The 21,298-nt window shown below is 42.3% G+C and carries 35 protein-coding genes and 1 tRNA gene; 31 read left to right on the top strand and 5 right to left on the bottom strand.

Annotation, left to right across the window (positions count from 1 at the left end; all coding sequences use genetic code 11):
* Nucleotides 1-14 precede the first annotated feature (14 nt).
* The 5 genes from NI465_RS10895 to NI465_RS10875 form a co-directional block, all read right to left on the bottom strand.
* Entirely contained in the window at nucleotides 15-278 is a 264-nt protein-coding gene (locus NI465_RS10895; RefSeq protein WP_253145281.1) for a hypothetical protein, read from the bottom strand.
* 48 nt (nucleotides 279-326) lie between these two features.
* Entirely contained in the window at nucleotides 327-1,898 is a 1,572-nt protein-coding gene (locus tag NI465_RS10890; protein WP_253145280.1) for a YqaJ viral recombinase family protein, read from the bottom strand.
* Complete coding sequence (bet, locus tag NI465_RS10885) at nucleotides 1,895-2,833, bottom strand: phage recombination protein Bet (RefSeq protein WP_253145279.1); 939 nt, start codon at nucleotides 2,831-2,833, stop codon at nucleotides 1,895-1,897. Before bet ends, NI465_RS10890 begins: the two co-directional genes overlap by 4 nt.
* 71 nt (nucleotides 2,834-2,904) lie before the next feature.
* A complete protein-coding gene (locus NI465_RS10880; RefSeq protein ID WP_253145278.1) occupies nucleotides 2,905-3,237 on the bottom strand; it encodes a hypothetical protein in 333 nt (110 codons plus the stop codon).
* Between the two features lie 348 nt (nucleotides 3,238-3,585).
* Complete coding sequence (locus NI465_RS10875; RefSeq protein WP_253145277.1) at nucleotides 3,586-4,341, bottom strand: helix-turn-helix domain-containing protein; 756 nt, start codon at nucleotides 4,339-4,341, stop codon at nucleotides 3,586-3,588.
* 109 nt (nucleotides 4,342-4,450) lie between these two features.
* Here NI465_RS10875 and NI465_RS16905 point away from each other — a divergent pair, with 109 nt between their 5' ends.
* The 31 genes from NI465_RS16905 (at nucleotide 4,451) to NI465_RS10725 (ending at nucleotide 21,157) form a co-directional block, all read left to right on the top strand.
* Nucleotides 4,451-4,657, top strand: coding sequence for a Cro/CI family transcriptional regulator (locus NI465_RS16905; protein WP_494399511.1), 207 nt, complete (start codon nucleotides 4,451-4,453; stop codon nucleotides 4,655-4,657).
* A 54-nt stretch (nucleotides 4,658-4,711) separates the two neighbouring features.
* Entirely contained in the window at nucleotides 4,712-5,593 is an 882-nt protein-coding gene (locus NI465_RS10870; protein WP_253145276.1) for a helix-turn-helix domain-containing protein, read from the top strand.
* Between the two features lie 2 nt (nucleotides 5,594-5,595).
* A complete protein-coding gene (locus NI465_RS10865; protein ID WP_253145275.1) occupies nucleotides 5,596-6,207 on the top strand; it encodes a hypothetical protein in 612 nt (203 codons plus the stop codon).
* A 109-nt stretch (nucleotides 6,208-6,316) separates the two neighbouring features.
* Nucleotides 6,317-6,523 (top strand): TraR/DksA C4-type zinc finger protein, encoded by a 207-nt coding sequence (locus NI465_RS10860; RefSeq protein ID WP_253145274.1) that lies wholly within the window; start codon nucleotides 6,317-6,319, stop codon nucleotides 6,521-6,523.
* 72 nt (nucleotides 6,524-6,595) lie between these two features.
* The gene (locus NI465_RS10855; RefSeq protein ID WP_253145273.1) at nucleotides 6,596-7,432 is read left to right on the top strand and encodes a hypothetical protein; all 837 of its coding nucleotides are present in this window, start codon (nucleotides 6,596-6,598) and stop codon (nucleotides 7,430-7,432) included.
* Nucleotides 7,433-7,442: 10 nt separating this feature from the next.
* Nucleotides 7,443-7,967, top strand: coding sequence for a hypothetical protein (locus NI465_RS10850; protein WP_253145271.1), 525 nt, complete (start codon nucleotides 7,443-7,445; stop codon nucleotides 7,965-7,967).
* Nucleotides 7,968-8,087: 120 nt separating this feature from the next.
* Nucleotides 8,088-8,375, top strand: a complete 288-nt coding sequence (locus NI465_RS10845; protein WP_200004040.1) for a hypothetical protein — start codon at nucleotides 8,088-8,090, stop codon at nucleotides 8,373-8,375.
* Between the two features lie 101 nt (nucleotides 8,376-8,476).
* Nucleotides 8,477-8,800: a nuclease domain-containing protein gene (locus NI465_RS10840; RefSeq protein WP_200004041.1), complete on the top strand. Its 324-nt coding sequence runs from the start codon at nucleotides 8,477-8,479 to the stop codon at nucleotides 8,798-8,800.
* 83 nt (nucleotides 8,801-8,883) lie between these two features.
* Nucleotides 8,884-9,279, top strand: coding sequence for a RuvC family protein (locus NI465_RS10835; protein ID WP_253145269.1), 396 nt, complete (start codon nucleotides 8,884-8,886; stop codon nucleotides 9,277-9,279).
* 96 nt (nucleotides 9,280-9,375) lie between these two features.
* Nucleotides 9,376-10,086: a helix-turn-helix domain-containing protein gene (locus NI465_RS10830; protein ID WP_354270330.1), complete on the top strand. Its 711-nt coding sequence runs from the start codon at nucleotides 9,376-9,378 to the stop codon at nucleotides 10,084-10,086.
* Nucleotides 10,087-10,099: 13 nt separating this feature from the next.
* Nucleotides 10,100-11,092 (top strand): hypothetical protein, encoded by a 993-nt coding sequence (locus NI465_RS10825; protein ID WP_253145267.1) that lies wholly within the window; start codon nucleotides 10,100-10,102, stop codon nucleotides 11,090-11,092.
* Nucleotides 11,093-11,445: 353 nt separating this feature from the next.
* Entirely contained in the window at nucleotides 11,446-11,769 is a 324-nt protein-coding gene (locus NI465_RS10820; protein WP_200004045.1) for a hypothetical protein, read from the top strand.
* A complete protein-coding gene (locus NI465_RS10815) occupies nucleotides 11,766-12,155 on the top strand; it encodes a hypothetical protein (RefSeq protein ID WP_200004046.1) in 390 nt (129 codons plus the stop codon). Before NI465_RS10820 ends, NI465_RS10815 begins: the two co-directional genes overlap by 4 nt.
* On the top strand, nucleotides 12,140-12,433 hold the full coding sequence (locus NI465_RS10810; protein WP_200004047.1) for a hypothetical protein: 294 nt from the start codon (nucleotides 12,140-12,142) through the stop codon (nucleotides 12,431-12,433). Before NI465_RS10815 ends, NI465_RS10810 begins: the two co-directional genes overlap by 16 nt.
* A gap of 17 nt (nucleotides 12,434-12,450) precedes the next feature.
* The gene (locus NI465_RS10805; protein ID WP_200004048.1) at nucleotides 12,451-13,392 is read left to right on the top strand and encodes a hypothetical protein; all 942 of its coding nucleotides are present in this window, start codon (nucleotides 12,451-12,453) and stop codon (nucleotides 13,390-13,392) included.
* Nucleotides 13,393-13,572: 180 nt separating this feature from the next.
* Entirely contained in the window at nucleotides 13,573-13,842 is a 270-nt protein-coding gene (locus NI465_RS10800; protein ID WP_200004049.1) for a hypothetical protein, read from the top strand.
* Between the two features lie 13 nt (nucleotides 13,843-13,855).
* Nucleotides 13,856-14,182, top strand: a complete 327-nt coding sequence (locus tag NI465_RS10795; RefSeq protein WP_200004050.1) for a hypothetical protein — start codon at nucleotides 13,856-13,858, stop codon at nucleotides 14,180-14,182.
* A gap of 7 nt (nucleotides 14,183-14,189) precedes the next feature.
* Entirely contained in the window at nucleotides 14,190-14,576 is a 387-nt protein-coding gene (locus tag NI465_RS10790) for a hypothetical protein (protein ID WP_200004051.1), read from the top strand.
* Nucleotides 14,577-14,902: 326 nt separating this feature from the next.
* Entirely contained in the window at nucleotides 14,903-15,190 is a 288-nt protein-coding gene (locus NI465_RS10785) for a hypothetical protein (protein WP_200004053.1), read from the top strand.
* Entirely contained in the window at nucleotides 15,190-15,573 is a 384-nt protein-coding gene (locus tag NI465_RS10780; RefSeq protein ID WP_200004054.1) for a hypothetical protein, read from the top strand. The genes NI465_RS10785 and NI465_RS10780 overlap by 1 nt, the downstream gene beginning before the upstream one ends.
* A 136-nt stretch (nucleotides 15,574-15,709) precedes the next feature.
* Complete coding sequence (locus NI465_RS10775; RefSeq protein ID WP_200004055.1) at nucleotides 15,710-16,099, top strand: hypothetical protein; 390 nt, start codon at nucleotides 15,710-15,712, stop codon at nucleotides 16,097-16,099.
* Nucleotides 16,099-16,599 (top strand): tetraspanin family protein, encoded by a 501-nt coding sequence (locus tag NI465_RS10770; RefSeq protein ID WP_200004056.1) that lies wholly within the window; start codon nucleotides 16,099-16,101, stop codon nucleotides 16,597-16,599. The genes NI465_RS10775 and NI465_RS10770 overlap by 1 nt, the downstream gene beginning before the upstream one ends.
* On the top strand, nucleotides 16,596-16,790 hold the full coding sequence (locus tag NI465_RS10765) for a hypothetical protein (protein WP_200004057.1): 195 nt from the start codon (nucleotides 16,596-16,598) through the stop codon (nucleotides 16,788-16,790). The genes NI465_RS10770 and NI465_RS10765 overlap by 4 nt, the downstream gene beginning before the upstream one ends.
* A 179-nt stretch (nucleotides 16,791-16,969) precedes the next feature.
* Nucleotides 16,970-17,335 (top strand): hypothetical protein, encoded by a 366-nt coding sequence (locus tag NI465_RS10760; RefSeq protein WP_200004058.1) that lies wholly within the window; start codon nucleotides 16,970-16,972, stop codon nucleotides 17,333-17,335.
* Nucleotides 17,335-17,724: a zinc-finger-containing protein gene (locus NI465_RS10755; RefSeq protein WP_200004059.1), complete on the top strand. Its 390-nt coding sequence runs from the start codon at nucleotides 17,335-17,337 to the stop codon at nucleotides 17,722-17,724. The genes NI465_RS10760 and NI465_RS10755 overlap by 1 nt, the downstream gene beginning before the upstream one ends.
* The gene (locus NI465_RS10750) at nucleotides 17,721-18,095 is read left to right on the top strand and encodes a hypothetical protein (protein ID WP_200004060.1); all 375 of its coding nucleotides are present in this window, start codon (nucleotides 17,721-17,723) and stop codon (nucleotides 18,093-18,095) included. The genes NI465_RS10755 and NI465_RS10750 overlap by 4 nt, the downstream gene beginning before the upstream one ends.
* Nucleotides 18,092-18,436: a hypothetical protein gene (locus NI465_RS10745; protein ID WP_200004061.1), complete on the top strand. Its 345-nt coding sequence runs from the start codon at nucleotides 18,092-18,094 to the stop codon at nucleotides 18,434-18,436. The genes NI465_RS10750 and NI465_RS10745 overlap by 4 nt, the downstream gene beginning before the upstream one ends.
* Before the next feature lie 3 nt (nucleotides 18,437-18,439).
* A complete protein-coding gene (locus NI465_RS10740) occupies nucleotides 18,440-18,982 on the top strand; it encodes a hypothetical protein (protein ID WP_200004062.1) in 543 nt (180 codons plus the stop codon).
* Nucleotides 18,983-19,084: 102 nt separating this feature from the next.
* Nucleotides 19,085-19,507 carry a hypothetical protein gene (locus NI465_RS10735; protein WP_200004063.1) on the top strand — a complete coding sequence of 141 codons (423 nt, stop codon included), beginning with the start codon at nucleotides 19,085-19,087 and terminating at the stop codon, nucleotides 19,505-19,507.
* 300 nt (nucleotides 19,508-19,807) lie between these two features.
* Nucleotides 19,808-19,884: transfer RNA gene (locus NI465_RS10730), tRNA-Arg, on the top strand.
* Between the two features lie 550 nt (nucleotides 19,885-20,434).
* On the top strand, nucleotides 20,435-21,157 hold the full coding sequence (locus tag NI465_RS10725) for a DNA-methyltransferase (RefSeq protein WP_253145266.1): 723 nt from the start codon (nucleotides 20,435-20,437) through the stop codon (nucleotides 21,155-21,157).
* Nucleotides 21,158-21,298 lie beyond the last annotated feature (141 nt).

Genomic DNA, 21,298 nt, shown 5'->3' with positions numbered 1-21,298 from the left:
CGCTTCGCTTTCAATTAAGTAGATTGCTGTTGCTCGGCATTGGCTTTCATCTGGCTTATGTGGTCCATAAAGACAGCGAATGCTTCAGCGCCTTGTAACATATAGCGATACTGTAATCGTAGCTCATGGCTCTCAGTCTGCAATTTTCCATTATTGATAGTGTAGTGAGGGATTTGTTCGCCACGTGCATCATATTTTTGGATTAGCAGACCAACCAGGTAGTATTTAAATTCGTCCTGGGTTCGTGGTCGTGAAAGGTATTCTGCAAACTTACTCATATTTGGCTCAAAAAAAGGTAGGCCCATCTTGATCAATGGGCCTGGGTGTTACGCCGTTAATTCAGCATGAAGGGTATTCAAATAAGCGGCCATGTCTTTAATCATTTGAGCTGCTTCATCCTGGGTATATGAATCTTTTACGATATGCCCTAGATGCGTGGCCAGCTGACCATGATTAAAACGTAGCTGATTATCTAAATCCGCTGCTGCAATCAGTGATTCAGCATTATCGGACCCTTTCTGCTTGGCTTTTGCGTCCTTTTCCTTTTGCTTTTTGGCCTGTGCAATCATCCGTTCAGCTTCCAGGCGGGCAGCTTCACTTACTTGAGATTCCTCAGCGGCGGCCTGTGCCTTTTCGGCCTGTTGCTGGTTATAGCAATCGATCCGGTATTTCACCGCTTCAACCAGATATTCGCCTGTGTTCTGCTCAGCAAGTTTTTCCTTGTCACTGAATAGGAACTCATAGCCTTTAGCATTCTTATCAATAAACGCAATACCTGTGTCGATCTGCTCAATTAGCACATCAATGGCACCCTTAGCGCGTGATACCTCCATGAAAATAGCCTCATTCATAGATGAAAGGCTTTTTTTGCCTTTGATGGCATTTTCCAGGGAGTAAGTCACATTGACTTGATACTTTTGTTCACTCAAGTACGCTGCAATGGTCGCTTGAGCCTCATGGATCGCATTTTGCTTAATTTGATCCTTTTGGCTTTTCACCAGCTTTTCAAGGACCAATCGCTTAGAGCGTAGCTTGTCCTGGATCTCGTCAATTGCCGTCAATACTGCATTAATATCGGTCGATTGAGACAGTACATTCGCCTTAACATCGGTTAATGATGTTTCTGAACTCTTACACCATTTCACGGCCTTTTCAGCATCGGCAAAGTCTTGATCCGTCACCAGCTCAGTGCTGATGCCTTCAATAATGGCTACCGCATTTTCAGTATAAAGATCTAAGTTGCTGGCCAACACTGTGCCTTGCACTTGGATCGATAGCTGCATGAGCTGATCAATCGATTTGCCCTGAACTTTCTCCTGGCCAACGATATGAGTTTTTAGATCCTCGTTGAATTTATCCCAACCGGATAACAGCTGTTTACGCTTAACCGGGTCGGATTCATACCAGCAATGCACCATTTTTTCAGGGGTCCCATCTGATACCACAAACAGGATTTTTTCGGCACCGGAAACATAGAGTTGCTGCTCTAGTTGCCATACATGGGATTCAGGAACTTGATTATTTCTGACACATTCAGCCAGTTTCTCATTCCATATCTTGTGTTCAAAGCCCACATCACCCATAAGGGTGATGCCATCGAATGATGCAAGGAGATTGTCACGGCTGGCCACTAACTGAAAAAGATCATCATCAATGATGGATTCAACAATCGGACGGGCCATGTCCTCGGCCTTATGGCCCAGGGCAAATAGCTGTTTTTCGTAGTAAGTCGGCTCAGGTGTGATGCCTGATTTTTTCTGATCCAGCAATTGTGTACGGGTGAGGTATGCACAGCATCCCATCATTGCACTGGCCTCGCTGGCCGTGTTGAATTGGGCGCGTAGATCAAGCCATTCTTGCGTACCTTGTTTGATACGGTGGGTAATCATTGCATTCATGCTGCTTTGTCCTGTAAGTCTAAAATTGCGGCCTTTTGTTCGGCTGTGAGGCTATATGAACTTTCCATCGTATCGATCAGCTGTTGAGCTGTGGCGCGACCCGTAGAAATAACCAAAATGGCTTTTTGATAGTTTTTATCGAAACGCTCTTGAGCCATTGGCGGCTTATCGCTTTCTGGTGGCTGTTGTTGTGCCTGATCTGCTGGCGGCTGCTCTTGCGATTGATCTTGCTGCTGCGCTTGGTCCTGTGGTGGCTGTTGCTGCACTTGATCCTGTGGTTGCTGCTGTTGGGCCTCCTGTGCTTCACCCTCTATAGCGGCGGTATCACGCATAAATTGGAGTGCTTCATCTGGATCGTAGATCCCAGTAAAGCCAAACGCATAACGCGCACACTGAATAAGCGTTTTATGGCGTAACATGCGGTTTGGGTGGCTTTGCCATGCGCCCTCTTTTTTATATCCATTTTTAACCGATGGTGGCTTGTAGGTTTCGCCCATGTATTCACGGACCACAATCGGACGTTCACGATCTTTACGATAGAGGAAACATTCACACCAGGTATGCGAAAACATTTTTTCTTTATCTGGTAAAGCTACCATTTCCTCAGAGTATTTGAACTCCATGCCCGCAAATTCAGGATGAGTATTAATAATGCTACTCCAACCATCTACCCCGACAATCGGAATAATGCCGCCATTTTGAGCAGGGAAAGCGTAAATCTCACGGGTGAACGGGTTGAGCTGGTATTGCTTGGCCACAATGAGTAAAGCGGTCATTTGTGCCGGGGTAACTTCTTGCTTGAAGCATGTTTGAATCAATACGTCAGCAACTAGCTGGGTGTTTACCTGGCCTTCATTGACCGCAATATTAAATTTACGGCCAAATTCCTCAAGTAATGCTGATGCGCTATCAAGTGCGGCTACATAGTTAGTCATTTTTGGTATTCCTGAAAATGAAAAAAGCAATGCTTTAAGGGCATTGCTCTAAAAGAAGTAAAAAGGGTTGATTAGAAGCCTGGGCGCTCAAAACGGCTTTGAGTTTTGATCTTTTGAGCCATCATGTCGCGTACATAAGTCAGTACGGTCGGACGTTCGCGCTCGGCCTGAATAGCGGCCTTTTCAGCTTGTTTCTGCGCTTGCATTTCGATAGCCATTTGATGCAATTCGGCGCTAGGGTAGTAAACAATCGTCATGGAGCTTTTAGACATGCACAGGATTGGATCGCCTTTAGCACCTTTACGCTTAGCAGTCATCATTGCCTCGCGGTAAGTGTTACCTACAAAGCGGATTGCCTTTTCTTCAATAGTTTTGTGTGGAATACCACGGTACATAGTGTTCATCGTTCTAGCCTTTGATTGATGATGATGGGAAACAAAGATCGGGATGATCTTTTGTATATAACCAGACATGCTGGTTATATAGAGAAAATCACGGATAACCTTTACTACATATAATCTTTTAATGAATGAGTTTTGCAGCTCAGCACTGCAAATATTAGAAAGTGACTTTTTAAAAAATTAGTCTTTATCTAATTTATGATCCAATCATATTTAAACGATTCATGTAAATCAAGCGGTTTTTGAATTATTTTGCACTTATGCAGTTATGCACCTATGCACTTATGCACCTAAATTAAGCTATAGGCACAAAAAAAGGCGCACCAGGCACCTTAACTGTTTTACAAAAGATTAGAAGGACATTAAATCAGTGGGGTAAAGAGCTGATACAACCTTGCCGATCAATTGCGTATTTTGATCTGACACCGTAATTGTGCCAGCGTTAGCATTAAAAGCACGGGCTTCAATATTTTCGCCATTACTGGTGATTGCACGGAATACATACTTATCATTGCTTTCAATAATCGATGATGTATTTGAGTTGTCGTATTTGATTTTTAATACAGCAAATTCATTTACACGTGGCTTTTCGTCCGGGCTAACCAGCAACAATAATCCCTTACTAAAACTTAAACCGCCGTTATAAGAAACCATATCCTCAGATTCTAGTTTGATCCAGAAACCATAGGGGCCAACATCCAGGTCAGATGAATAGGTATTGCGGGTTATTTTATTCAGGGTAATGCTGTTGATCGTGCCTTTTAAATCGTCAATATCATCTGTATTCAAAACTGGGTAACGATATGAACGCTGATCAATCTGGCCTGTAATTTTCCCGTACTCATAGGCCATACGTGGTGAAAAATCTTCGATAGATACCTGTAATTGTTCTGCAAAGAAAGCCGCAAATTTAATATTTAAAGGGGTTTGGCCGTGTAGGTAGGCGAACACAGAAGGCGGCTCGACTTTAAAGCGTTTTGCTAATTCTTTTTGAGTTAAATTTAAAAGTCTTTTTTTATCATTAAATATTTTCTTCATTGCCTCAGATTCGGCAAAAATAATTTCCTTAGTAACGTCTTGTTTCTCTAACCTTTGTGCTTCTCGCATGTTCATAAATCCTCCGCTTACGGAATTATACTGTATCTAATTTATTGCTATTTAATTAGGTAATAACTAATATTTAAACCAATCATTTAAATTTCTCTAATTTCTCAATATGGCTCTATACCAATCATTACCAGAATATATCCACCATTGCGGCGGCTTTACTGATGCTAGTCGGAACATGGCGACTACCCCTCAAACTCTATTTAATGCCTTAAAAGCCAAACGCCAGATACTCGTCAAGCTAAATGAATCTAAAGATTACATGGAAGCTTACGAAATTAAACCCTTCCCGTGTCAAAAATTAAGCAAAGTATAACTTAATCGCTCAATTATTGCACTACCTCTTAATTAGATCAAGGTTTTTTAAGTAATGGCTAATATTTCCGGTCGAAAATTCAACGGAATTTGGATACCCGCTGCTTTGTGGCTAACTAAGGGGTTAAGCCCAAATCTAAAGGTTTTACTGGTTGAAATCGATAGCCTGGATAACGGTGAAAGGGGTTGTTTTGCTAGTAATGCTTACTTTGCCAACTTCTTGCAAGTCAGTGAATCACAAGCATCACGTTTAATTAATACGCTGGTAAAAAAAGGCTTAATTAGTTCCAGGCTAATTAATGGTAATGGTCGAAATAATGAGCGCCGTTTGCATGTCCTGGTACCGATCAATGAGGCATTCAGTGATGAGGTTGTGGAACAGATCCAGGCTGATGAGGGTATCCGCAAAAATGCGGAGGGGGTATCCGCAAAAGTGCAGAAGGGGTCTAAGCAAAAATGCGGAGAGGGTATCCGCAAAAATGCGGAGGATAATAAACCAAGTAATAAACCAGTTAATAAACCAGTTATAAGTAAAGCCGAAAAAGATAGCTTTACCAGTTCGCTTGACAATGATTTTAAAACTTTCTGGAAGGTTTACCCAAATAAGAAATCAGGACCGAGTAAAGCAAAAGAGAGTTTTATCCGGGTGATCAAGAAAGGCGTATCCCTGGGCGCACTTTTAAGGTCCATTGCCGAACATAGCCATACCCGGAGTTGGATAGATGGATATGTGCCACATGCGACTACCTGGCTAAACCAGGGGCGTTATGAAGCTGAATTTGCACCCGCTGATTTCATACAACCACAAGCTTCTACAAGGCAAGCCAGCCAAAACCGCTTAGCTGATAACACGGGCCTAGATGCTTTGCTGGATGGGGACCGATTTGCCAGTGCCAGAGTGGTGAATGATGTGCCTGGTATCGGGTATCGGGGGTAGCTATGGCTTATGTGCAATTACCAGATGCAGTGCGCCTGGTGAAAGACATGAAGTTTCTGTATGGCAAACAGTTTACCGAGCAATGGACGGGTGTTAGTGACACCGATCTTGCTTTGGGAATCGCTGAACGCTTGGCGGATGTGCATGTGATCCAGTTTGAATACGGATTAAAGAAAATGCAGACAAGTGAATTTATCCCAAACCTACCCAGGTTTAAAAGCTGGTGCCTAGAGAAAAAGGCACCTGGCCAAGCATGGCTAACTGCAAGTGAAGCATGGGCGTTATGCCTCAGTTATGACAATAAAGAGGCCGTACAAGTCACCAAACAAGCTATGAGCGCGTTTAAGAAGGTTCGCCATATCTTGAATGTGGAGGGTCAGAAAGCCGCTTACAACGCATTTAGGGGCTTTTATCAGCGCATTGTCGAGCGTGATCAAGGATTAAATCGATTACAGGAGGCTTATGTGGAGCCGCCTAGATTAAAGGCACCGGATGAAGATAAGCGCACAGGCCAGCCGATGACGGATGAACAGCGCCAGGCCATGCAACAAAGCTTAGATTTTTTAATGCAGAAATTACATATCAAACCGAAAACCGTAAGGAATATTAAATGACTTTCAATGAAATCGTACTACTGATGACTGCCCTGGGTGTCTGGTCAATCGTGGCTATCCTGGCTTATGGCCTATTTTTTGTTGAGCCAAATGATGAAGGTGAAATGTAATGCCTGATATTGCTGATCTTGCCAATGAGGTCATGGAGCGTCATATCGCAAATAGCGTGAGCAACCATATCAACCGAACTGATCTGGAAAGCGCGCATAACTGTGAGGAATGCGACAAGGATATACCGGAAGGCCGCCGCTTGGCTGTGAAGGGTACACAACATTGTGTTGATTGCGCTGATTACTTTGAGCGTAAACGGGTTTAAACCAAACATATAAATCAATAACGGCCAGTTTTAATAAATTGGCCACTATTCTGAAACAGCAAGGCTAGTCACATGAAAACCAAATCAAAAGTACGCAAAATCCCTAAAGCACAACGTTCACGTAAGCCAGTACATAAGGATCAGCAATTTGCGACTTATGTTGCAAAGCAAGAAATAGCAGAGCAAAAACGTACTGAGGCCCTATTGGCCAAGCCAGTTACTCTATCCATGGCATTTGTGGCTGAACACGTACAAAAGCAGTTAAAGCAGTTTTGTGAAAAACAGAATCTTGATGCAGCGTCCCAGGAAAAAGGTGTATTTTTCCCGGAAAGCGTAGTGATTGATGCCTATGGTCAGAATGACATGATTATTGCGCTCAAGATGCAGCAAGTCACGTGTACCGAGTGGCAAGTTGAAGCAGAAACACACCTGTATAACGATGATACCGAGGAATTCGTAACGGTCCCTTATGCGATTGGCTTGAGTGGTATCACATACGGCGAACTCACTAGCGGATCAAAAGTAACAGTACCGCGTAAAGGCGGCTTTAAAACCCGCTGGCAGGGACTAAAAAAAGAATTAGATGATGGCTATGACGAATATAAAGAGCGCGACTTAACCAATTTTAGAGTTATTCAGACGCACGTTTGCTTCATTGGTGAATGTTATTTTGTGAATTACAAAATGTACCAGGAATTTTTATTCATGCGTGGCTTGCGCGATCAAGGCGTATTGATTGAAAGCCTGGAAAGTTTGACGAAGATTGAAGTGGAGAAGGGGAAACTTGATTACCAGCTGCAGCCTGTGAAGGGAGCAATGACAACTGCTATTCCAGTGAAGGCTTTTGAAGGTGTGATTAAAGAATCCAGATCCCAGGCATTTAGTATCAAGAAAGCAATTACGGCATAAGGTCCTGGCCATGAGTGAAGAAAAAGCCAAAAAGCCAGCTAAACCGAAGCCGATGCCTGTTTACTTTACGGTCCGTAAGCTTATAGATCCTGCCACTGGACAAGTGGTAGGGGCTTTCGTTCCGAATAGTGATGAGGATAAAAATTACTTGCGTGAACGTGGCTATAGAAATGGTGAAAAAGTACGCGCCGTACTTACAAAGCCGAGAAATGAGCGTTTCAATCGTTTAGTACACGGAATGGGGTATCTAATTGCAACAAATATAGAGGGTTACGAAGGATTAACTTCTCATGAGGCAATTAAGAAACTTCAAATTGAAGGGCTTATATATTGTAATATTGAGATATTGACTTTTGAAAATATGGAATTTAAAAGGCATATTCCCCGGTCCATTTCTTATGATTCAATGGATGAACATAACTTTCAAGATTTCTGGATTCAATGCTGTAAATACTTGATAGATAAATACTGGCCTGAGTTGGATGAAGATGAGCTTACAAATATGATTGAGTTTCAAAGCTTCACACTACATTGATAAAATGATAACCAATTAACGCTAGTTACAAATCTTTAAATTAATTTTGCAATTCCTTACAATCTGGAATAAGTGTAATATTAATCAATCAATAATTTTAACTGGAAATGAGACGGGTACGTGGGAATTTTAGCAGAAGAAACTAAGGTAAAATCTAATATTACTCTTGATGTTAGTCTTGAGCTTTTTTTAAATTCAGCAAATGTCGGTTTTTTGACAGGCAAAGCTATTGAGCAATTAGTGGAAAAGGGTTGCAATCCACTTTTATCACCATCTGAAAGTATTTTAAACGCTCTTTATTATTTAGTAGGCGAACTTGAGGAAAATCATAGCCATGAAAAAGAGCAATGGCTTAATTCTCCGATTATACAGTACATATCTAGCTTGAATGACAAAAAACCTAAATAACTCCCTATTTAGGCCAGTTAAGGCAAAGAGAAAGCACCAATGATTTTATTATAAACGCCCTCAATTGGGCGTTTTTTTATACCAAAAAGAGAAATTGAGTTATGAGTAAGTCTAATAGGGTCAGTGAGCATTTACGCCAATTCGCAAAACATCAGCCATGCACTCTTAGATTGCCTGGAATTTGCTCAGATGATGCCGGACATGAAACAACAGTAATGTGCCATTTATCTATCGGAATGCGTGGGGTTGGTATGAAGGTAAATGATCTATTTTCTATTCATGCTTGTCATACTTGTCATGATGCCCTGGATCGCCGTAGAACGGATTATGAAGTTGATGAAGGTGATGTATTAAGAGCTTTATGCCGGACTATTGATTTACGCATGAAAGCGGGCTTAATCCAGGTAAAGGGAATGCAGCAATGATTTTGGGGATCGATCCGGGCATTACTGGCTGCTTGGTTGTCCTGGATGATGAGGACCATTACAGATATAAAGCTCATTTGCACATGCCTGTCATTAAAGTTGCCTCAAAAAGCCGGGTAAATGGTGCCGCTATTGCCGCCTGGTTGCATAACTTTGATATAGATATGGCCTATGTTGAGCTGGTGAATGGAATGCCGGACCCTAAAACCGGGATAAGCATTGGAACAGCCAGCGCCTTTAGCTTTGGTCATGCCGCCGGATTAATGGAAGGTGTGCTGCAAGGCGCATTAGTTCCATTTCGTACCGTTACACCGGGGAAGTGGAAACGTAACGCTGGACTGATCGGCAATAACAAGGATGCAAGCCGCAGCAAAGCAGTACAACTTTACCCAGGTATCCGGGACCTGGATTTAAAAGCAAAAGGCCAGGCTCTAGGTGATGCAATTTTCATTGCCCGGTGCGCCGTCAATCCATTGTAACAAAACTTTTAGAATCCCTTAATTTATAAGGGATTCAGCCAATAATTAGATTTTACCTAACTTATAAAATCGTATATATTAGCCTCAGTCTAATTTATGTGTTTTATTGGTGTGGTTATGGATGAAGAACAGAGCAGTAACGCAATAAAAAGTACAAGCGATTTCTCCCAACCTAGTAACTCGCGTAAACCAACATTGTTTAATACACCCTCTAAACAAGAACAGGCCATTTTAAGCCGGGAAGTGGGATTAAGAATGAAGGAAAGTCGCGTTATGTCTGGCTTATCCCAAGTGGATGCCGCAAAACGCCTGGGCTATCACAATTCAACAAAGCTATCCAAAATTGAGAAAGGCCAATCAACCAGGATTCCATTATGGGTAATCCGCAAAGCAGCCATTATTTATGATGTGTCGTGTGACTACCTATTCGGCGTTACTCAGACCATGGAACGTGATGATGTATCTCATGCCTCATTAAGAGAGTTACATGCTTTCATGTTTGCTGACTTTGATAAACGTCATGCCCAGGATGTCGCCGTCATGATGGCCATTCGCTCTAAATTAGAAAACATCGAAAAGACTATCGTACTCGCTGCAATGCAAGCCGACCAATTAAATGAAGCAAAGCTATTTGTTGAAGAACAAGAAGAATGGCTAGACGTTAAAGGCGGTAATCGCCTGGTCAATTACATAGATCGCCTAAACCATACTATTACTTCATCCGCATTACGCTTTAAAGACATTAAAAAGGAAATGCAAGTTAAGTCGGGTACAGAGTACCAAATGAATCTATTGCTGGAAGTGTGAGGGGCTAAATCGCATGGCTAAAAAGTTATCCGAAGCAGAGTGGGCAAAGGTACGTTATGACCGAGAGGAAAAGGGACTGTCATTTCATGAGCTGGCAGAGAAATATAACGTAAGTAGTGCCACTGTCTACCGTAAGTCAAAAGCTGATAAGTGGAGAGTACCTAATACAGATCCAGGTATAGAAAACGAAACGGATAATGAAACGGTAAACGAAACACCCAAAGCCATTGATACAAAAAAGATCAAGCCAGATTGTTTATCTGAAAACGAAACGAAACAGCCAAAACGAAACGAAACGAAACGAAACGAAACGCAAAACGAAACGGATAAGAATCCTGAAAGCTTTGATATTACTGGCTATGTAAATAACCTGAAACAGAGTTTTGACCCATCGCGCGCGCGTGACTGTGAATATATGTCGTTTCAATTGAGCCAGATCGATGAGCATTTGGGGGACCTATCGAGCATTTTTGACGATGCTGGCTTCAATGGTAAATATCGACCTGAGTTTTCCCGCATTGCTTACAACATTGCTTTGCTTGGCGGTACACCAGAGAGCCTGGCCCATACGTTAAACGTGTCAGAACAAACGGTTTATAACTGGCTCAAAACCTATAAAGAATTTCATATTGCCTGGCATGGCGGTAAAGACTTTGCTGATGCCAATGTGGTTAAGGCCCTGTATAAGCGCGCCGTAGGGTATCGAGAGGAAGTAGAGGAAAGCCGGACCGATAAAGACGGCAATATTTTGACTTCTGAGAAGGTGATTGTCATTGCACCGGACGTAAATGCTCAAGTGTTCTGGCTCAAGAATAGACAGCCGTTGAACTGGAAGGACAAAGTAGAGGTACAGGAAGAAATCCCGGCAGCTGTAATCGATAAGGATGAGGCTCAAGAGCGTTATGACCGCATTGTTAATCAGGCTGCAGAGCTTAAAGCTAAATACCATGGCCGAGGTGAACGTTTAGGACTGACATTAGACGGCGAAGCAGAGGAAATAGATTGATGAACCCAACATTAGCCATGCTGATTTTAGTGGTCCTTAGTGGACTAGCCTTGCTCTATTTCCTAGTAGGGTGTCAGCACAAGTACCGTGTAACCGCGTCAAATCAAGACAGAGACATTTTACAGTGTAGTAAATGCCGCAAGGTTAAGACTAAAGGGCATAGGAAATATCGCAAGGTTCACGGATGCTTATTCCTGGTTGCGGTCGGCTCCACTCTTATCAATGGGATGAGCTTCATGCTGGAACGGAATCAAAACCCCTTATATGCAGCTATTCCTTTGTTTGTTGGCATAGGCTGTATGTGTCTGGCTATCCACATTTTCCATAAATCGAATACAGGGAAGTAAATACCCATGATGCTTGATAGTAGTGCTGATTGCTCATGTCCAGATGTACAAGACGATGATTGCCCGGATCTGGATATAAGAACTGAGCTTGAAACTATGTCCAGGGAGGAACTGATTGATGAAGTGTTAAGTCGAATGAAGTTCACTCAAAGTTTAATTACTTCCAATTGGGAACAGACAGAACAAATGCAAGAGGAAAACATAAAACTACGGCAGTCTATTGATCGTGGCTTACCCCTTATCGAGGACCTAAAAAGATCAGCAAAAATCTGGAAGTATGCGTTTTTCATATTTGCTGCACTTACGCTTGTTGATGCGGTGTTTCCATGAAAGCTTTGTACTGGGGTCCCTCTCTTGAGCAACGGGAAAATCAAAAAGCTATCAATCTCATTAAAGACTTGGGCTTAAAAAAGTGCAGAGCCATTGTGGACGGCGTACCAGAGGCAATACATGGCCTTGAGTATGTGAAAATGACCCATTATGAGCCAATTTTTAGGACCTACTTTTTAGTAGTCCCAGGGGCAAAATATGAGAGATATGCTTATCACTTATCGCATCATCATATTTTTCCCTCCCTTTGTGCTTTTGATCTTGTTTGCCTGGCAAAACTAGATAAAGCCATTACTGAGCTATCAAAAGAAAAGCCTAAAAAGTTGATGGATCGGATTCAATTACTCTTATCACAATTAAAGGCGTATCTATGCAGCTTCAAGTAATTGTTCCTTTGGCCACACTGACCGCCGTGGCAATCGTATTCACTATATCGGTATGCCTGGTTGAACGGTTCACGACAAAGCAAAAGGTGGACATTCAGAAACTCATGCTAAATATGCTGTGTTTGCAATCCACTTTCTATGTTGCAGGGGCTATAGATCGGGTTTTGTATTGGCAAGGTGATTTTGTGCAGCTGGTGATCCTGGTGATTGTTGGCTTATGTGTTTTTGGCAAGTTGTCACTTGGTTGGGTCCATAGTGGCCAGAAAGTTAAAAAATAATTGTTTGAAGTGTAGTTATGAGTTCATTAGATCAAAGTTCAGTACCAGCCGTTAAATACAGCAGCAGCGTGATCGGTGATGCCTTGCGTGTCGTGGCCAAAAAAAATAAGCGTCCTGATTATTCTATTCTGATTTGCAGAGAGGTTTATGAGGCTATCAAGGACAATACAGACCACAGGCTTAAAAGTGAGGTGATGGGTGTTTTGCATCACTCCGATTGTATTGCAGCTATGGCCAAAGAGGCTAAGCGTAATGCAATGGAGAGTTACGAGGCAAAATACACACCAGCAACCAGGGATAAGATTAATTATATTGCTAAGTGGTGCAGTCAGCGCCGTGGCCGCTATGTATTCCTGGCTAAAAAATTGCGACTTAATTTAACTAATTTGCAGTTGCGTATGCGTTACAAGATGAAAATCAAGGACCCGGACCTAGACCGAATTTATGCAGTCGTTATGCAAGAGGTTGATAAAGATACCCGTGGCGCTAATCCCAAGTTTGGCAGCCATGAAGATGAAAGGTTTTTCGCCTGGACCCTTAGACTTTATGTACGTGCAATGCTGGACCTGGCGCATAAGAACATTAGTAAGCTTGGCATGACTGACAGTACAAGCGGTATGGATCTGGCACTTGACTGGTTGCCTATGGAAGATGCAGCAAGACTATATAAACCCTATGACCGATTAGAGCTTGCTAAACGCATAGAGGAAAAAGGATTGATATTGGTTCACCTGGAAATCAATTCGACCAATTCACAGCGTTTTAAACTTGCTCATACTAGACATGCTCAAGAGCTGTATAAACTGGCTTTTGCAGCAGTTCAGCCGCTATATGCAGCAGGGGCTATCAGTAACCGCTATAAATTTAGTAAGACTGATGCGGGCAGAGAGCTTACAAAACGCTTACTTAAAATTGCTTATTCCTACTATGAAATAGGCTTAGCTATTCCCTCTATTTAAATATTTAAAAACAGTCCATATCCTTTGTAACTCAAGGGATATGGCTATAAAAACAACAACAAGTAAAAAAAGCCTTAATTTGTGTTCAAAAAAGCCGCAGTTTTACATTAAATTAGTTTTTATATAACCAAAAAATTAGCTATCATCTATTTTGTGTTATCAAACTGTAAAGGCTAGACAATGACAATGGCACCCAATCCCGTCACGGAATTACAAAATTTCCGCTTGAAATACCTTTCTCAATTCAGCAGCGCCGTTTTAATCGGTGGCCTGGATTATGAATGTAGTGATGCTTTCAATTATGAAAAGAACACTTCAACTCTACCGTATGAATACGGCCTACCTACCGAAAGGGAAATGAATCGCTGGTGTGAGCAACAAGCTGAACACCCTAGCTTTAGATTGAGCAATGCGACTTTACTGCCACAACACACACCAGAACTTTTTTAAGGGGATACATATCATGCGTAATGGATTAGGTTTTATCAGCAATCGTTCACGTAACAACAACCATGTTTCAGCACCACGTACAGAGCAAAGCATGGGTAAATACGTGCTTAAAGACCTGGAACAAACAGCAGAGGTTTTTGAGCTGCTTAGTCTGTCTGTAACTGGTGTAAATACCCCGATGCAAGTGCGCTTGCGTTCAACCTACAACGGCGCTATTCACACGTTCGATAACTTCTGGAAGATCCGTCCAGCATTCCCAAATGAAGCCCAGGCGGGGGCGCGTCAGGGATCGATCCAGTTTGATCAATACTGGGCCGCTAATGCACACCAGTATTATTGAGGTCCCAATGAGCTATACACACTTTCATGCCCGTCAGTCTGGCCGTACTACCCGTATGCTGAAACAAGCCCTGGATGCCTTAGTTAAGGATCATGCAGTCTATATTCTGTCTGCAGATGAAACACGCGCACACCACTTGAAAGAGAGGTTTCGCCAGGTATGCCAGCAAAGTAACTACCTGGTAGCCTCTACTCCAAAGTTTGAGACATTGCGTTCTATTGGCCAGGAAAATATAGACTGGGTAAATACGCGCATTCATAGGGCGCATTCCAACTGCAGATTATTCATTGATCATCATGTTTATGAGCATGTCTTTGGTCACTTGATCAATGGATACCATGCTTATGATAGTCAGATAGTGATTAATCCGTTAAGTGTCTATAAATCGCTGTAGAGCGTAAATAGGACAAACCAGGGTAAGCATAAAGCTTGCCCTTTTTTATGCCTAAAGTTTGGCCTAGACCCTTATAGTTCAAAGCATCACGTGATATTATTAGTTAATGACTAACTTATAAATAAATCTATGACTAACATATTATCTTTTTATTCTGAAAAAGACCGTCAGCACTATGACTGTGAGCAATGCCGTACTGATGCAGGGGCTTTTCCCGTTTACATGATTTGTTGCCCTGAATGCGGCAATAAACGCTGTCCACAAGCCATTAATCACCGGAATAAGTGTACTGGCAGTAATGAGCCTAACCAGGCGAGAGAGTTTTAATGAATCATGTTCTAGTTTTGGGCCGCCGTGGTCGATCTTTAAGCCTGGGCTTATTGATTCAACAGTTTCAAGTGATGGAGGTTCACGATGTTGTCACTGGTAATACGCCGATAACGACAACATACGCCGAGATAAAGGAAATACAAGAAAAACTAACCAGGGCTGAAAAATCACAGCCTAAATGCTTTTTTGTCATGCCTAAACATCATCGTATTAATCAGCACCCTAACGATGATTGGCGGGGCCGTGGTAATCGTAAAAAGCGTATTAAAAGGAATGACCGTTAATGTCTGCCATCCAATTTGTTAAGCGTTTTGGCGTATTACAGGCTAAAGACGCATTGAAAACCGCACCATTTGAAACGACCCATATCGCCACTGATGAGCATGGGATTTATAAAATCCGTGTCGATGATCGGGGTCAGGCAATCTTCAATCGACCTAATCAAGAATGGTGGGGATTGGGCCGTAACTATGACTGTGATCTATACGATATTCATGAGATTAAGGACTTGGTTGATGCTTTGGATCTGATCCGAAACATCGGTGACAAGATCCATGACTACCTAGACGGCGAACTACTTAATTTTTGGCTGCACGGAATGAAGTATTCGCAAGAAAGGATTATCCAGGCCTATAACCTGGTTAAAGCTTTTGAGGCTGGCCAGTGAGTACCTTTCTTATGTTCCTGGGAACGTTAGCAGCATTAAGTATCGATTCCCAAAAGCCCGCTAATGTTAATTATTCATGCGTAGCAATAGCCGCTATTTGTTTCGCCGTAGCAGCATATCTTGAGGTCCATTAATTATGAGCAATAAAAAACTATGGTGTGTAGCAATTCGACCTGAATTTGACAGTCTATACAAGCAAACGCCAGCCGTATCTAAAGAGGTGGCGGAGCAGGCCGTTGCTCGATACAGAAAAATGAATCATGCCATGTTCCAGAGTGAAGTAATTGCTAACTCCTATGATGAGTATTTTCAAGTGCAGCAATGGCACGGCACACGTAAAGAACATATACGCAAAATGTTTTATAGCCAGGAATGGTTTAGTCAGGCCATGTATCAAATATTTGATATGAGCAATGCCGAAGCAATATTTGAGCGTGATGATCTTGTGATTTGCTACAAACAAGGCTCTACCCCATTAATTACTAAAGATATTAACGAAGCAAAACGCTTTTATGAGGCTGTGTAATGAGTAAATTCCCTAGACAATTAATGAGCGATATGTGGGACAGCAATGTTCGTTTTGACAAGATTCTACATATCCCGACCTTATCTGCCTCTATGTCCGACCGTATATCTGATGAGTTTCAGGAATTTTTATCTGATGCGTATGAGGATTATCAAAATGCTGCGCTTTTAGAGCAATGTCCAGCACTGGCCTCTACTCTTAAAGAGATCCAGGACAACGATAGTATTGAAGAATATTCGAGTGATATTGCGCGGGATCTATACAAGGAATGCGGCGATTTTGAGTTTCTGGTATGTCTTGAAATGGCCCTACCTTATAACTTTAGTTTCAATGATAAAGGACAATATCTGTCTAATAGCCTGGGCGGTATTTATCAAGGCCTATGGATTTTGGCCAAAGATATGACAGAGGCGGCCCAGCTGGCCATCCAAAAGGCCGAAGCACTTTGGGAAAAGGAATGTGAAAAGGCTAAGCGTGAAATAGCAGGGGCTAAGGTATGACTATCACATTGCAAGATACCGAGATTTTGGATAATGAGATTAGCCAGCTGGAAAACGCTTTTATTGATCGGCATTTCTTATCAGAAAGTGAAGCGGGAGAGCTGGAAACACTTATAGCCAAAGCAATGAAATTGGGTGAAATGTATGCCCTACAAAAGATCAATACTTGCGCCGTAGAGGGTAAATCCTGATGCAATATTGCGTAATTTGCCAGGCGGCTACCTTTTTTATTGAGGGTTGTTGCCTGGAATGCGGTCGGAAGTGTACGGATAAGGGTCAATAATGGCCCTTTTTTATATAAAAAATTAGATTAAGACTAATTATTGTGATAATATCACCATGTTTTAAATCATCAAACTAAGGCTAAATCATGCAATCTAAAACAGTCCCAACCAATTTTATTGAAATGATCAACACTATCGAGTTGCCAAGCGATATAAAAAGCGAAGTGCTGAAACATCACGACCGATTTGAGTTTGTTTTTAATAACTGCCTACAAAGTCCTGAGCTTTTAAAAACGTTTTACGCAAAATATAACCAGTTTAAAGCTGGATCTGGTGAGGCTCATAACCCAATCAAAGCTATTGACGGCATGAATGTTGTTGCTATGAGCATAGAGGAAGTGGCCGCATTTATTATTTATCTTTACCAGATGGTTTATCTACCTTTGCGACCAAGCATGATGGAAGTGGAAAAAGAGGCTCAATTTAATAATGCTGCACACGGGAGAGCTTAATGAGTAATCCAGTTTGCCCATACTGCAACGGCGATTCTAAGCTTGTTACAGGCCTTGTAATCTATCCGACTAGGGTTGACCTTGCAGATTTAAGTTTCTATCAATGCGCGCCTTGTGATGCTTATGTGGGATGCCATAAAGGCACCACTCAGCCATTAGGCCGCCTGGCTGATGCTGAATTAAGACAATGGAAGTCTATAGCGCACAGAATATTTGACCCAATCTGGCGTACAGGCTTAATAAAGCGCAAAGAGGCATATAAGGCCTTAGCGCGTGAAATGGGTATTGAGGCTAAACATTGTCATATTGGCATGTTTGATGTTGAACAGTGCAGACAGGTTTATGCGATCTGCAAGAATGGCAAGTTAGTAGCGGGGGTTGTGGCGTGAATCAGGAACTAGAAAAACAAGCGTTTAATAAGGAATTTGGTATAGATCAAGCTGATCTTTTTCCAGTAGGAAACTGCAATGCAAGCGATAGCGCAGTTTTAAAGTGTAATTGGTTGGGTTGGTTACGTTGTGCAAAAGCAAAACAGGCCGAAATTGATGATCTAAAGGCGCAACTAGCTAAGGCTCAGGCAGGGCCGGAAGGTTTTATTTTGGTTTCTGCTGAGCAAATGAGCCAATGGGGCCACATGGCTAATTGCGCTGAACAGTATGGATGCCCTGAGTGTTATGAAGCCAGAGGATATACGCATAGTTTGGCTTGTGAAATTAATGCTTATTTCAATGTAAGTGAAGCACAGGAACAAAACGCATGAATAAAATTGTAATCAAGGATCAAGATATATCGATCCCTCACTTTTTTGATGTGGCAAAAATTCAGGCGCTTTTTGATTCATTCTGTGAGCCAGAAACCAAAAAAGATAAGGTATTCAATCTGATTGCACTTGCTGATTTTTTGAAGCTTGATAGTCAGGCCGACACTTTGAGAGATCTATTGAGTTTAATAAACTCCATTGAATCAAGGGAGGGAATGGCTAGTCTTTCTGACGATCTTTATCCTATATGCAAAAGGCTGCAGCACTCCGTATTTGGAGCTTTCAAACAACAAGCTGGTGATGGGTTAAGTAGCTATTTTTACATATACGCAGGGCTATAAATCATGAACAAACCAGTATTACCACTAGAAGTCCTGGAAGGCTCTATCGCTCATATCGAGCAATTAAAATCTAAAACAGAGGCAATGTTAGGTCCCAAAAACCTACTTGCTGATGCTGTGATTAGCATGGATTTTGCCGGGCATTCTTATGATTACAGTGAATTGTTGGTTATGCGTGACGGCGCTTTAGATCTGGCCGCTATGAATGCAACAAACACAACGGCACACCAGGCCTGGAATAATCCAGAAGATGCTATGAAAAGCATTCGCTTGGCCCAGGAGAAAATGCAGCTGCTCGATGAGGAAAGGACCCGGCTTATAAGAGAACACCGGGCTAAATATGGGCGTGATCTTTTTATGGAGGCACACCAATCACTAGAGGATGGCTTGGGTATGCCGCACCGTTTTATATGTGATGAGTACCTGGCAAAAAAGGATATAACGCCTGTATGGGCTGAAAAGATATGGCCAGAATTGCAGAGATACCACTTAAAACGGGCTAGATCGCCGGAAAGGGTTGCTACAATTAAGGTGATCGATCCATAAAAATAAAGCCTCCAACATGGGGGCTTTCTTGTATCTGGACTATGGCATTTTGCTTGAATCACAATATAATTAGCCTATATCTAATTAATAAGGCTTTATCTAATGGAAGATACTAACTTAGTCGCGTTTTCACATAAAGAAGGCTGGCAATCTACCCCTGATTTCATCATGCAAAAAATGGATGAATTGAACAATGATGAATTGTCTTATCACGATTGTATTGCTGAATGCGGCTATCAGTTAGATTCAGCGTATGATTTTAGCCGATCTGAGGACTGCCCTTACTTTTTACGTGTGTATATGACACTGCAGCCAGGATACCCGCCGTTTTTAGTCATGATGAGCATTTCACCAGAAATGGCCACAGAAAACTTTGTCTGCTTTGATAGTTTATCCCTCCTGGAATTGCTGGCCAAACTCGCACCAGTCGTACAGCTCAAGCTTGCATGTACTAATCCTACTCAAGCATTGCACCTTGTAGCTCAGAAGCCAGCTGCAAAGAAAACCAAGAAAAAACCAGCTTAAATTAGTTTTAGATTAATTTATTGGTTGCAAATAACAAGCTAAAGGCTTATATTTCAACGCAAGCGGCCTGGGTGTTCATTCCTCAGCGTGTGACTACCCCATACCTGGGCTGCTTACAGATTTAAATATTTAGCTGTGAATGTGAGATGTTGGGTTACTTGTCATGTTCCTGGGTAGCGAAAGTCCAGCAGCTATTTAGCGTAGCCCGCGCTTAATCAGGTTAGTAAGTGGCAAAAGGTTTTTGTTAATCCTCCCTTTTGCCACTTATGCACTTATACATTTATGCAGTAATGCACTTATGCGCTATTAGCTCAGTTGGATAGAGCATCTGCCTTCTAAGCAGATGGTCACTGGTTCGATTCCAGTATGGCGCACCAGTTCTAAAGAATTGAATGTCGTTGTTTATGACGTGAACGGGTGATCGAATAATTCGAGAACTGGCGACTATGGGATCGTATGCCCTGAACGTGTCGTTGCAGATATACCGCAGAATGATGAACATGACAGCCTGGAACAGACAGGCAACCGATCTGACGAGCTAGTGAGATTCTAGCGAAACCTTTTAAGGTCATCGGACATTACGCCGTTAGCTATGACATGAGGCTAACGAGGACTGCCAGACGAATGCGTAATACAGTCTGGACGGCATAGCACGTTATTGGTCGTAGATGATAGTAGCCCGACCATAAAGCCGCTATGGGTATTTACCTATCCCGTGAGGTGATACACGTTAAAAAACACAAGATTTATTCAGCCGCCTAGTAACCCTCATTAGGCGGCCTTTTTTTGTCTGCAATTATGCAGTTATACATTTATGCAGTTATGCACTCATGCACCCTATGGATAGCTCAGTATAGGAAAATCAAAGGATTTGACCTGGTTTGCCCTTGCTTCAATACGGCGTTCAAGTGGTAAACAGTGTTTGATATGCAGTTAATACAAGGCGATTGCCTGGAAAAAATGAAATTGATCCCGGATCAAAGTGTGGATCTGATTTTGACTGACCCGCCGTATGGCACCACGGCCTGTAAATGGGATTCAGTCATTGATTTTGGCTTGATGTGGGCCGAGCTAAAGAGAATCATTAAACCCAACGGCGCAATCGTGCTATTTGGTGCAGAGCCATTTTCTAGCCTACTCCGGGCAAGCAATATTAAGCAGTTTCGTTATGACTGGATCTATGAAAAGCCAGCTGCTACAGGCTTTTTAAACGCAAAAAAGCAGCCTTTACGCGCTCATGAGATTATCAGCGTATTTTATGCCCGTCAGCCGACCTATAACCCTCAGAAAACCACTGGCCAGCGCCGTAAACAATCAGCCAGGACGGATATAGGAAGTGAGTGTTATGGAAAGGCCATTAAACGCCAGGTTTATGATTCTACAGAGCGTTACCCGCGATCTATCCAAAAGTTTAACAGTGATAAGCAGAAACAATCCCTTCACCCTACCCAAAAGCCAGTAGCTCTACTGGAATACCTGATCAAGACTTACACCCAGGAAGGGGAGACTGTTTTGGATTTTACAATGGGATCGGGTAGCACCGGGGTTGCTTGTCTCAATACTGGGCGTGATTTTATTGGTATCGAGTTGGATGCTCATTATTTTGAAATTGCCAGCACCAGGATAGCCCAGGCCCAGGCGACCAAATAGGAAAATCAAAGCTTTTCGCTGTTTTTGATCCGCTTAAATGAAGTCTTGATTTTGTAAGAGTGGATTCAATGACACAAGCGACTGCACCCCAGGGCCTTAGAGCTACCGCCAGGATTAAAAGCCAGTTTAAGCGATACAAGA

The sequence above is a fragment of the Acinetobacter lwoffii genome (assembly GCF_024129855.1).
Taxonomy (GTDB): Bacteria; Pseudomonadota; Gammaproteobacteria; order Pseudomonadales; family Moraxellaceae; genus Acinetobacter; species Acinetobacter lwoffii_L.
Note: the sequence above shows the minus strand (reverse complement) of the source record. Positions and strands in the feature narration are given on the sequence as shown.

Coding starts and splice junctions, on each gene's coding strand:
- NI465_RS10740 (WP_200004062.1), top strand. CDS start 18,440: ATGAACAAACCAGTATTACCACTAGAAGTCCTGGAAGGCTCTATCGCT.
- NI465_RS10790 (WP_200004051.1), top strand. CDS start 14,190: ATGAGCTATACACACTTTCATGCCCGTCAGTCTGGCCGTACTACCCGT.
- NI465_RS10890 (WP_253145280.1), bottom strand. CDS start 1,898: ATGAATGCAATGATTACCCACCGTATCAAACAAGGTACGCAAGAATGG.
- NI465_RS10745 (WP_200004061.1), top strand. CDS start 18,092: ATGAATAAAATTGTAATCAAGGATCAAGATATATCGATCCCTCACTTT.
- NI465_RS10755 (WP_200004059.1), top strand. CDS start 17,335: ATGAGTAATCCAGTTTGCCCATACTGCAACGGCGATTCTAAGCTTGTT.
- NI465_RS10770 (WP_200004056.1), top strand. CDS start 16,099: ATGAGTAAATTCCCTAGACAATTAATGAGCGATATGTGGGACAGCAAT.
- NI465_RS10800 (WP_200004049.1), top strand. CDS start 13,573: ATGACAATGGCACCCAATCCCGTCACGGAATTACAAAATTTCCGCTTG.
- NI465_RS10825 (WP_253145267.1), top strand. CDS start 10,100: ATGGCTAAAAAGTTATCCGAAGCAGAGTGGGCAAAGGTACGTTATGAC.
- NI465_RS10865 (WP_253145275.1), top strand. CDS start 5,596: ATGGCTTATGTGCAATTACCAGATGCAGTGCGCCTGGTGAAAGACATG.
- NI465_RS16905 (WP_494399511.1), top strand. CDS start 4,451: ATGGCTCTATACCAATCATTACCAGAATATATCCACCATTGCGGCGGC.
- NI465_RS10820 (WP_200004045.1), top strand. CDS start 11,446: ATGATGCTTGATAGTAGTGCTGATTGCTCATGTCCAGATGTACAAGAC.
- NI465_RS10735 (WP_200004063.1), top strand. CDS start 19,085: ATGGAAGATACTAACTTAGTCGCGTTTTCACATAAAGAAGGCTGGCAA.
- NI465_RS10765 (WP_200004057.1), top strand. CDS start 16,596: ATGACTATCACATTGCAAGATACCGAGATTTTGGATAATGAGATTAGC.
- NI465_RS10895 (WP_253145281.1), bottom strand. CDS start 278: ATGAGTAAGTTTGCAGAATACCTTTCACGACCACGAACCCAGGACGAA.
- NI465_RS10725 (WP_253145266.1), top strand. CDS start 20,435: ATGCAGTTAATACAAGGCGATTGCCTGGAAAAAATGAAATTGATCCCG.
- NI465_RS10875 (WP_253145277.1), bottom strand. CDS start 4,341: ATGCGAGAAGCACAAAGGTTAGAGAAACAAGACGTTACTAAGGAAATT.
- NI465_RS10850 (WP_253145271.1), top strand. CDS start 7,443: ATGAGTGAAGAAAAAGCCAAAAAGCCAGCTAAACCGAAGCCGATGCCT.
- bet (WP_253145279.1), bottom strand. CDS start 2,833: ATGACTAACTATGTAGCCGCACTTGATAGCGCATCAGCATTACTTGAG.
- NI465_RS10840 (WP_200004041.1), top strand. CDS start 8,477: ATGAGTAAGTCTAATAGGGTCAGTGAGCATTTACGCCAATTCGCAAAA.
- NI465_RS10810 (WP_200004047.1), top strand. CDS start 12,140: ATGCAGCTTCAAGTAATTGTTCCTTTGGCCACACTGACCGCCGTGGCA.
- NI465_RS10760 (WP_200004058.1), top strand. CDS start 16,970: ATGCAATCTAAAACAGTCCCAACCAATTTTATTGAAATGATCAACACT.
- NI465_RS10815 (WP_200004046.1), top strand. CDS start 11,766: ATGAAAGCTTTGTACTGGGGTCCCTCTCTTGAGCAACGGGAAAATCAA.
- NI465_RS10830 (WP_354270330.1), top strand. CDS start 9,376: ATGTGTTTTATTGGTGTGGTTATGGATGAAGAACAGAGCAGTAACGCA.
- NI465_RS10775 (WP_200004055.1), top strand. CDS start 15,710: ATGAGCAATAAAAAACTATGGTGTGTAGCAATTCGACCTGAATTTGAC.
- NI465_RS10835 (WP_253145269.1), top strand. CDS start 8,884: ATGCCTGTCATTAAAGTTGCCTCAAAAAGCCGGGTAAATGGTGCCGCT.
- NI465_RS10860 (WP_253145274.1), top strand. CDS start 6,317: ATGCCTGATATTGCTGATCTTGCCAATGAGGTCATGGAGCGTCATATC.
- NI465_RS10780 (WP_200004054.1), top strand. CDS start 15,190: ATGTCTGCCATCCAATTTGTTAAGCGTTTTGGCGTATTACAGGCTAAA.
- NI465_RS10795 (WP_200004050.1), top strand. CDS start 13,856: ATGCGTAATGGATTAGGTTTTATCAGCAATCGTTCACGTAACAACAAC.
- NI465_RS10785 (WP_200004053.1), top strand. CDS start 14,903: ATGAATCATGTTCTAGTTTTGGGCCGCCGTGGTCGATCTTTAAGCCTG.
- NI465_RS10805 (WP_200004048.1), top strand. CDS start 12,451: ATGAGTTCATTAGATCAAAGTTCAGTACCAGCCGTTAAATACAGCAGC.
- NI465_RS10880 (WP_253145278.1), bottom strand. CDS start 3,237: ATGAACACTATGTACCGTGGTATTCCACACAAAACTATTGAAGAAAAG.
- NI465_RS10870 (WP_253145276.1), top strand. CDS start 4,712: ATGGCTAATATTTCCGGTCGAAAATTCAACGGAATTTGGATACCCGCT.
- NI465_RS10855 (WP_253145273.1), top strand. CDS start 6,596: ATGAAAACCAAATCAAAAGTACGCAAAATCCCTAAAGCACAACGTTCA.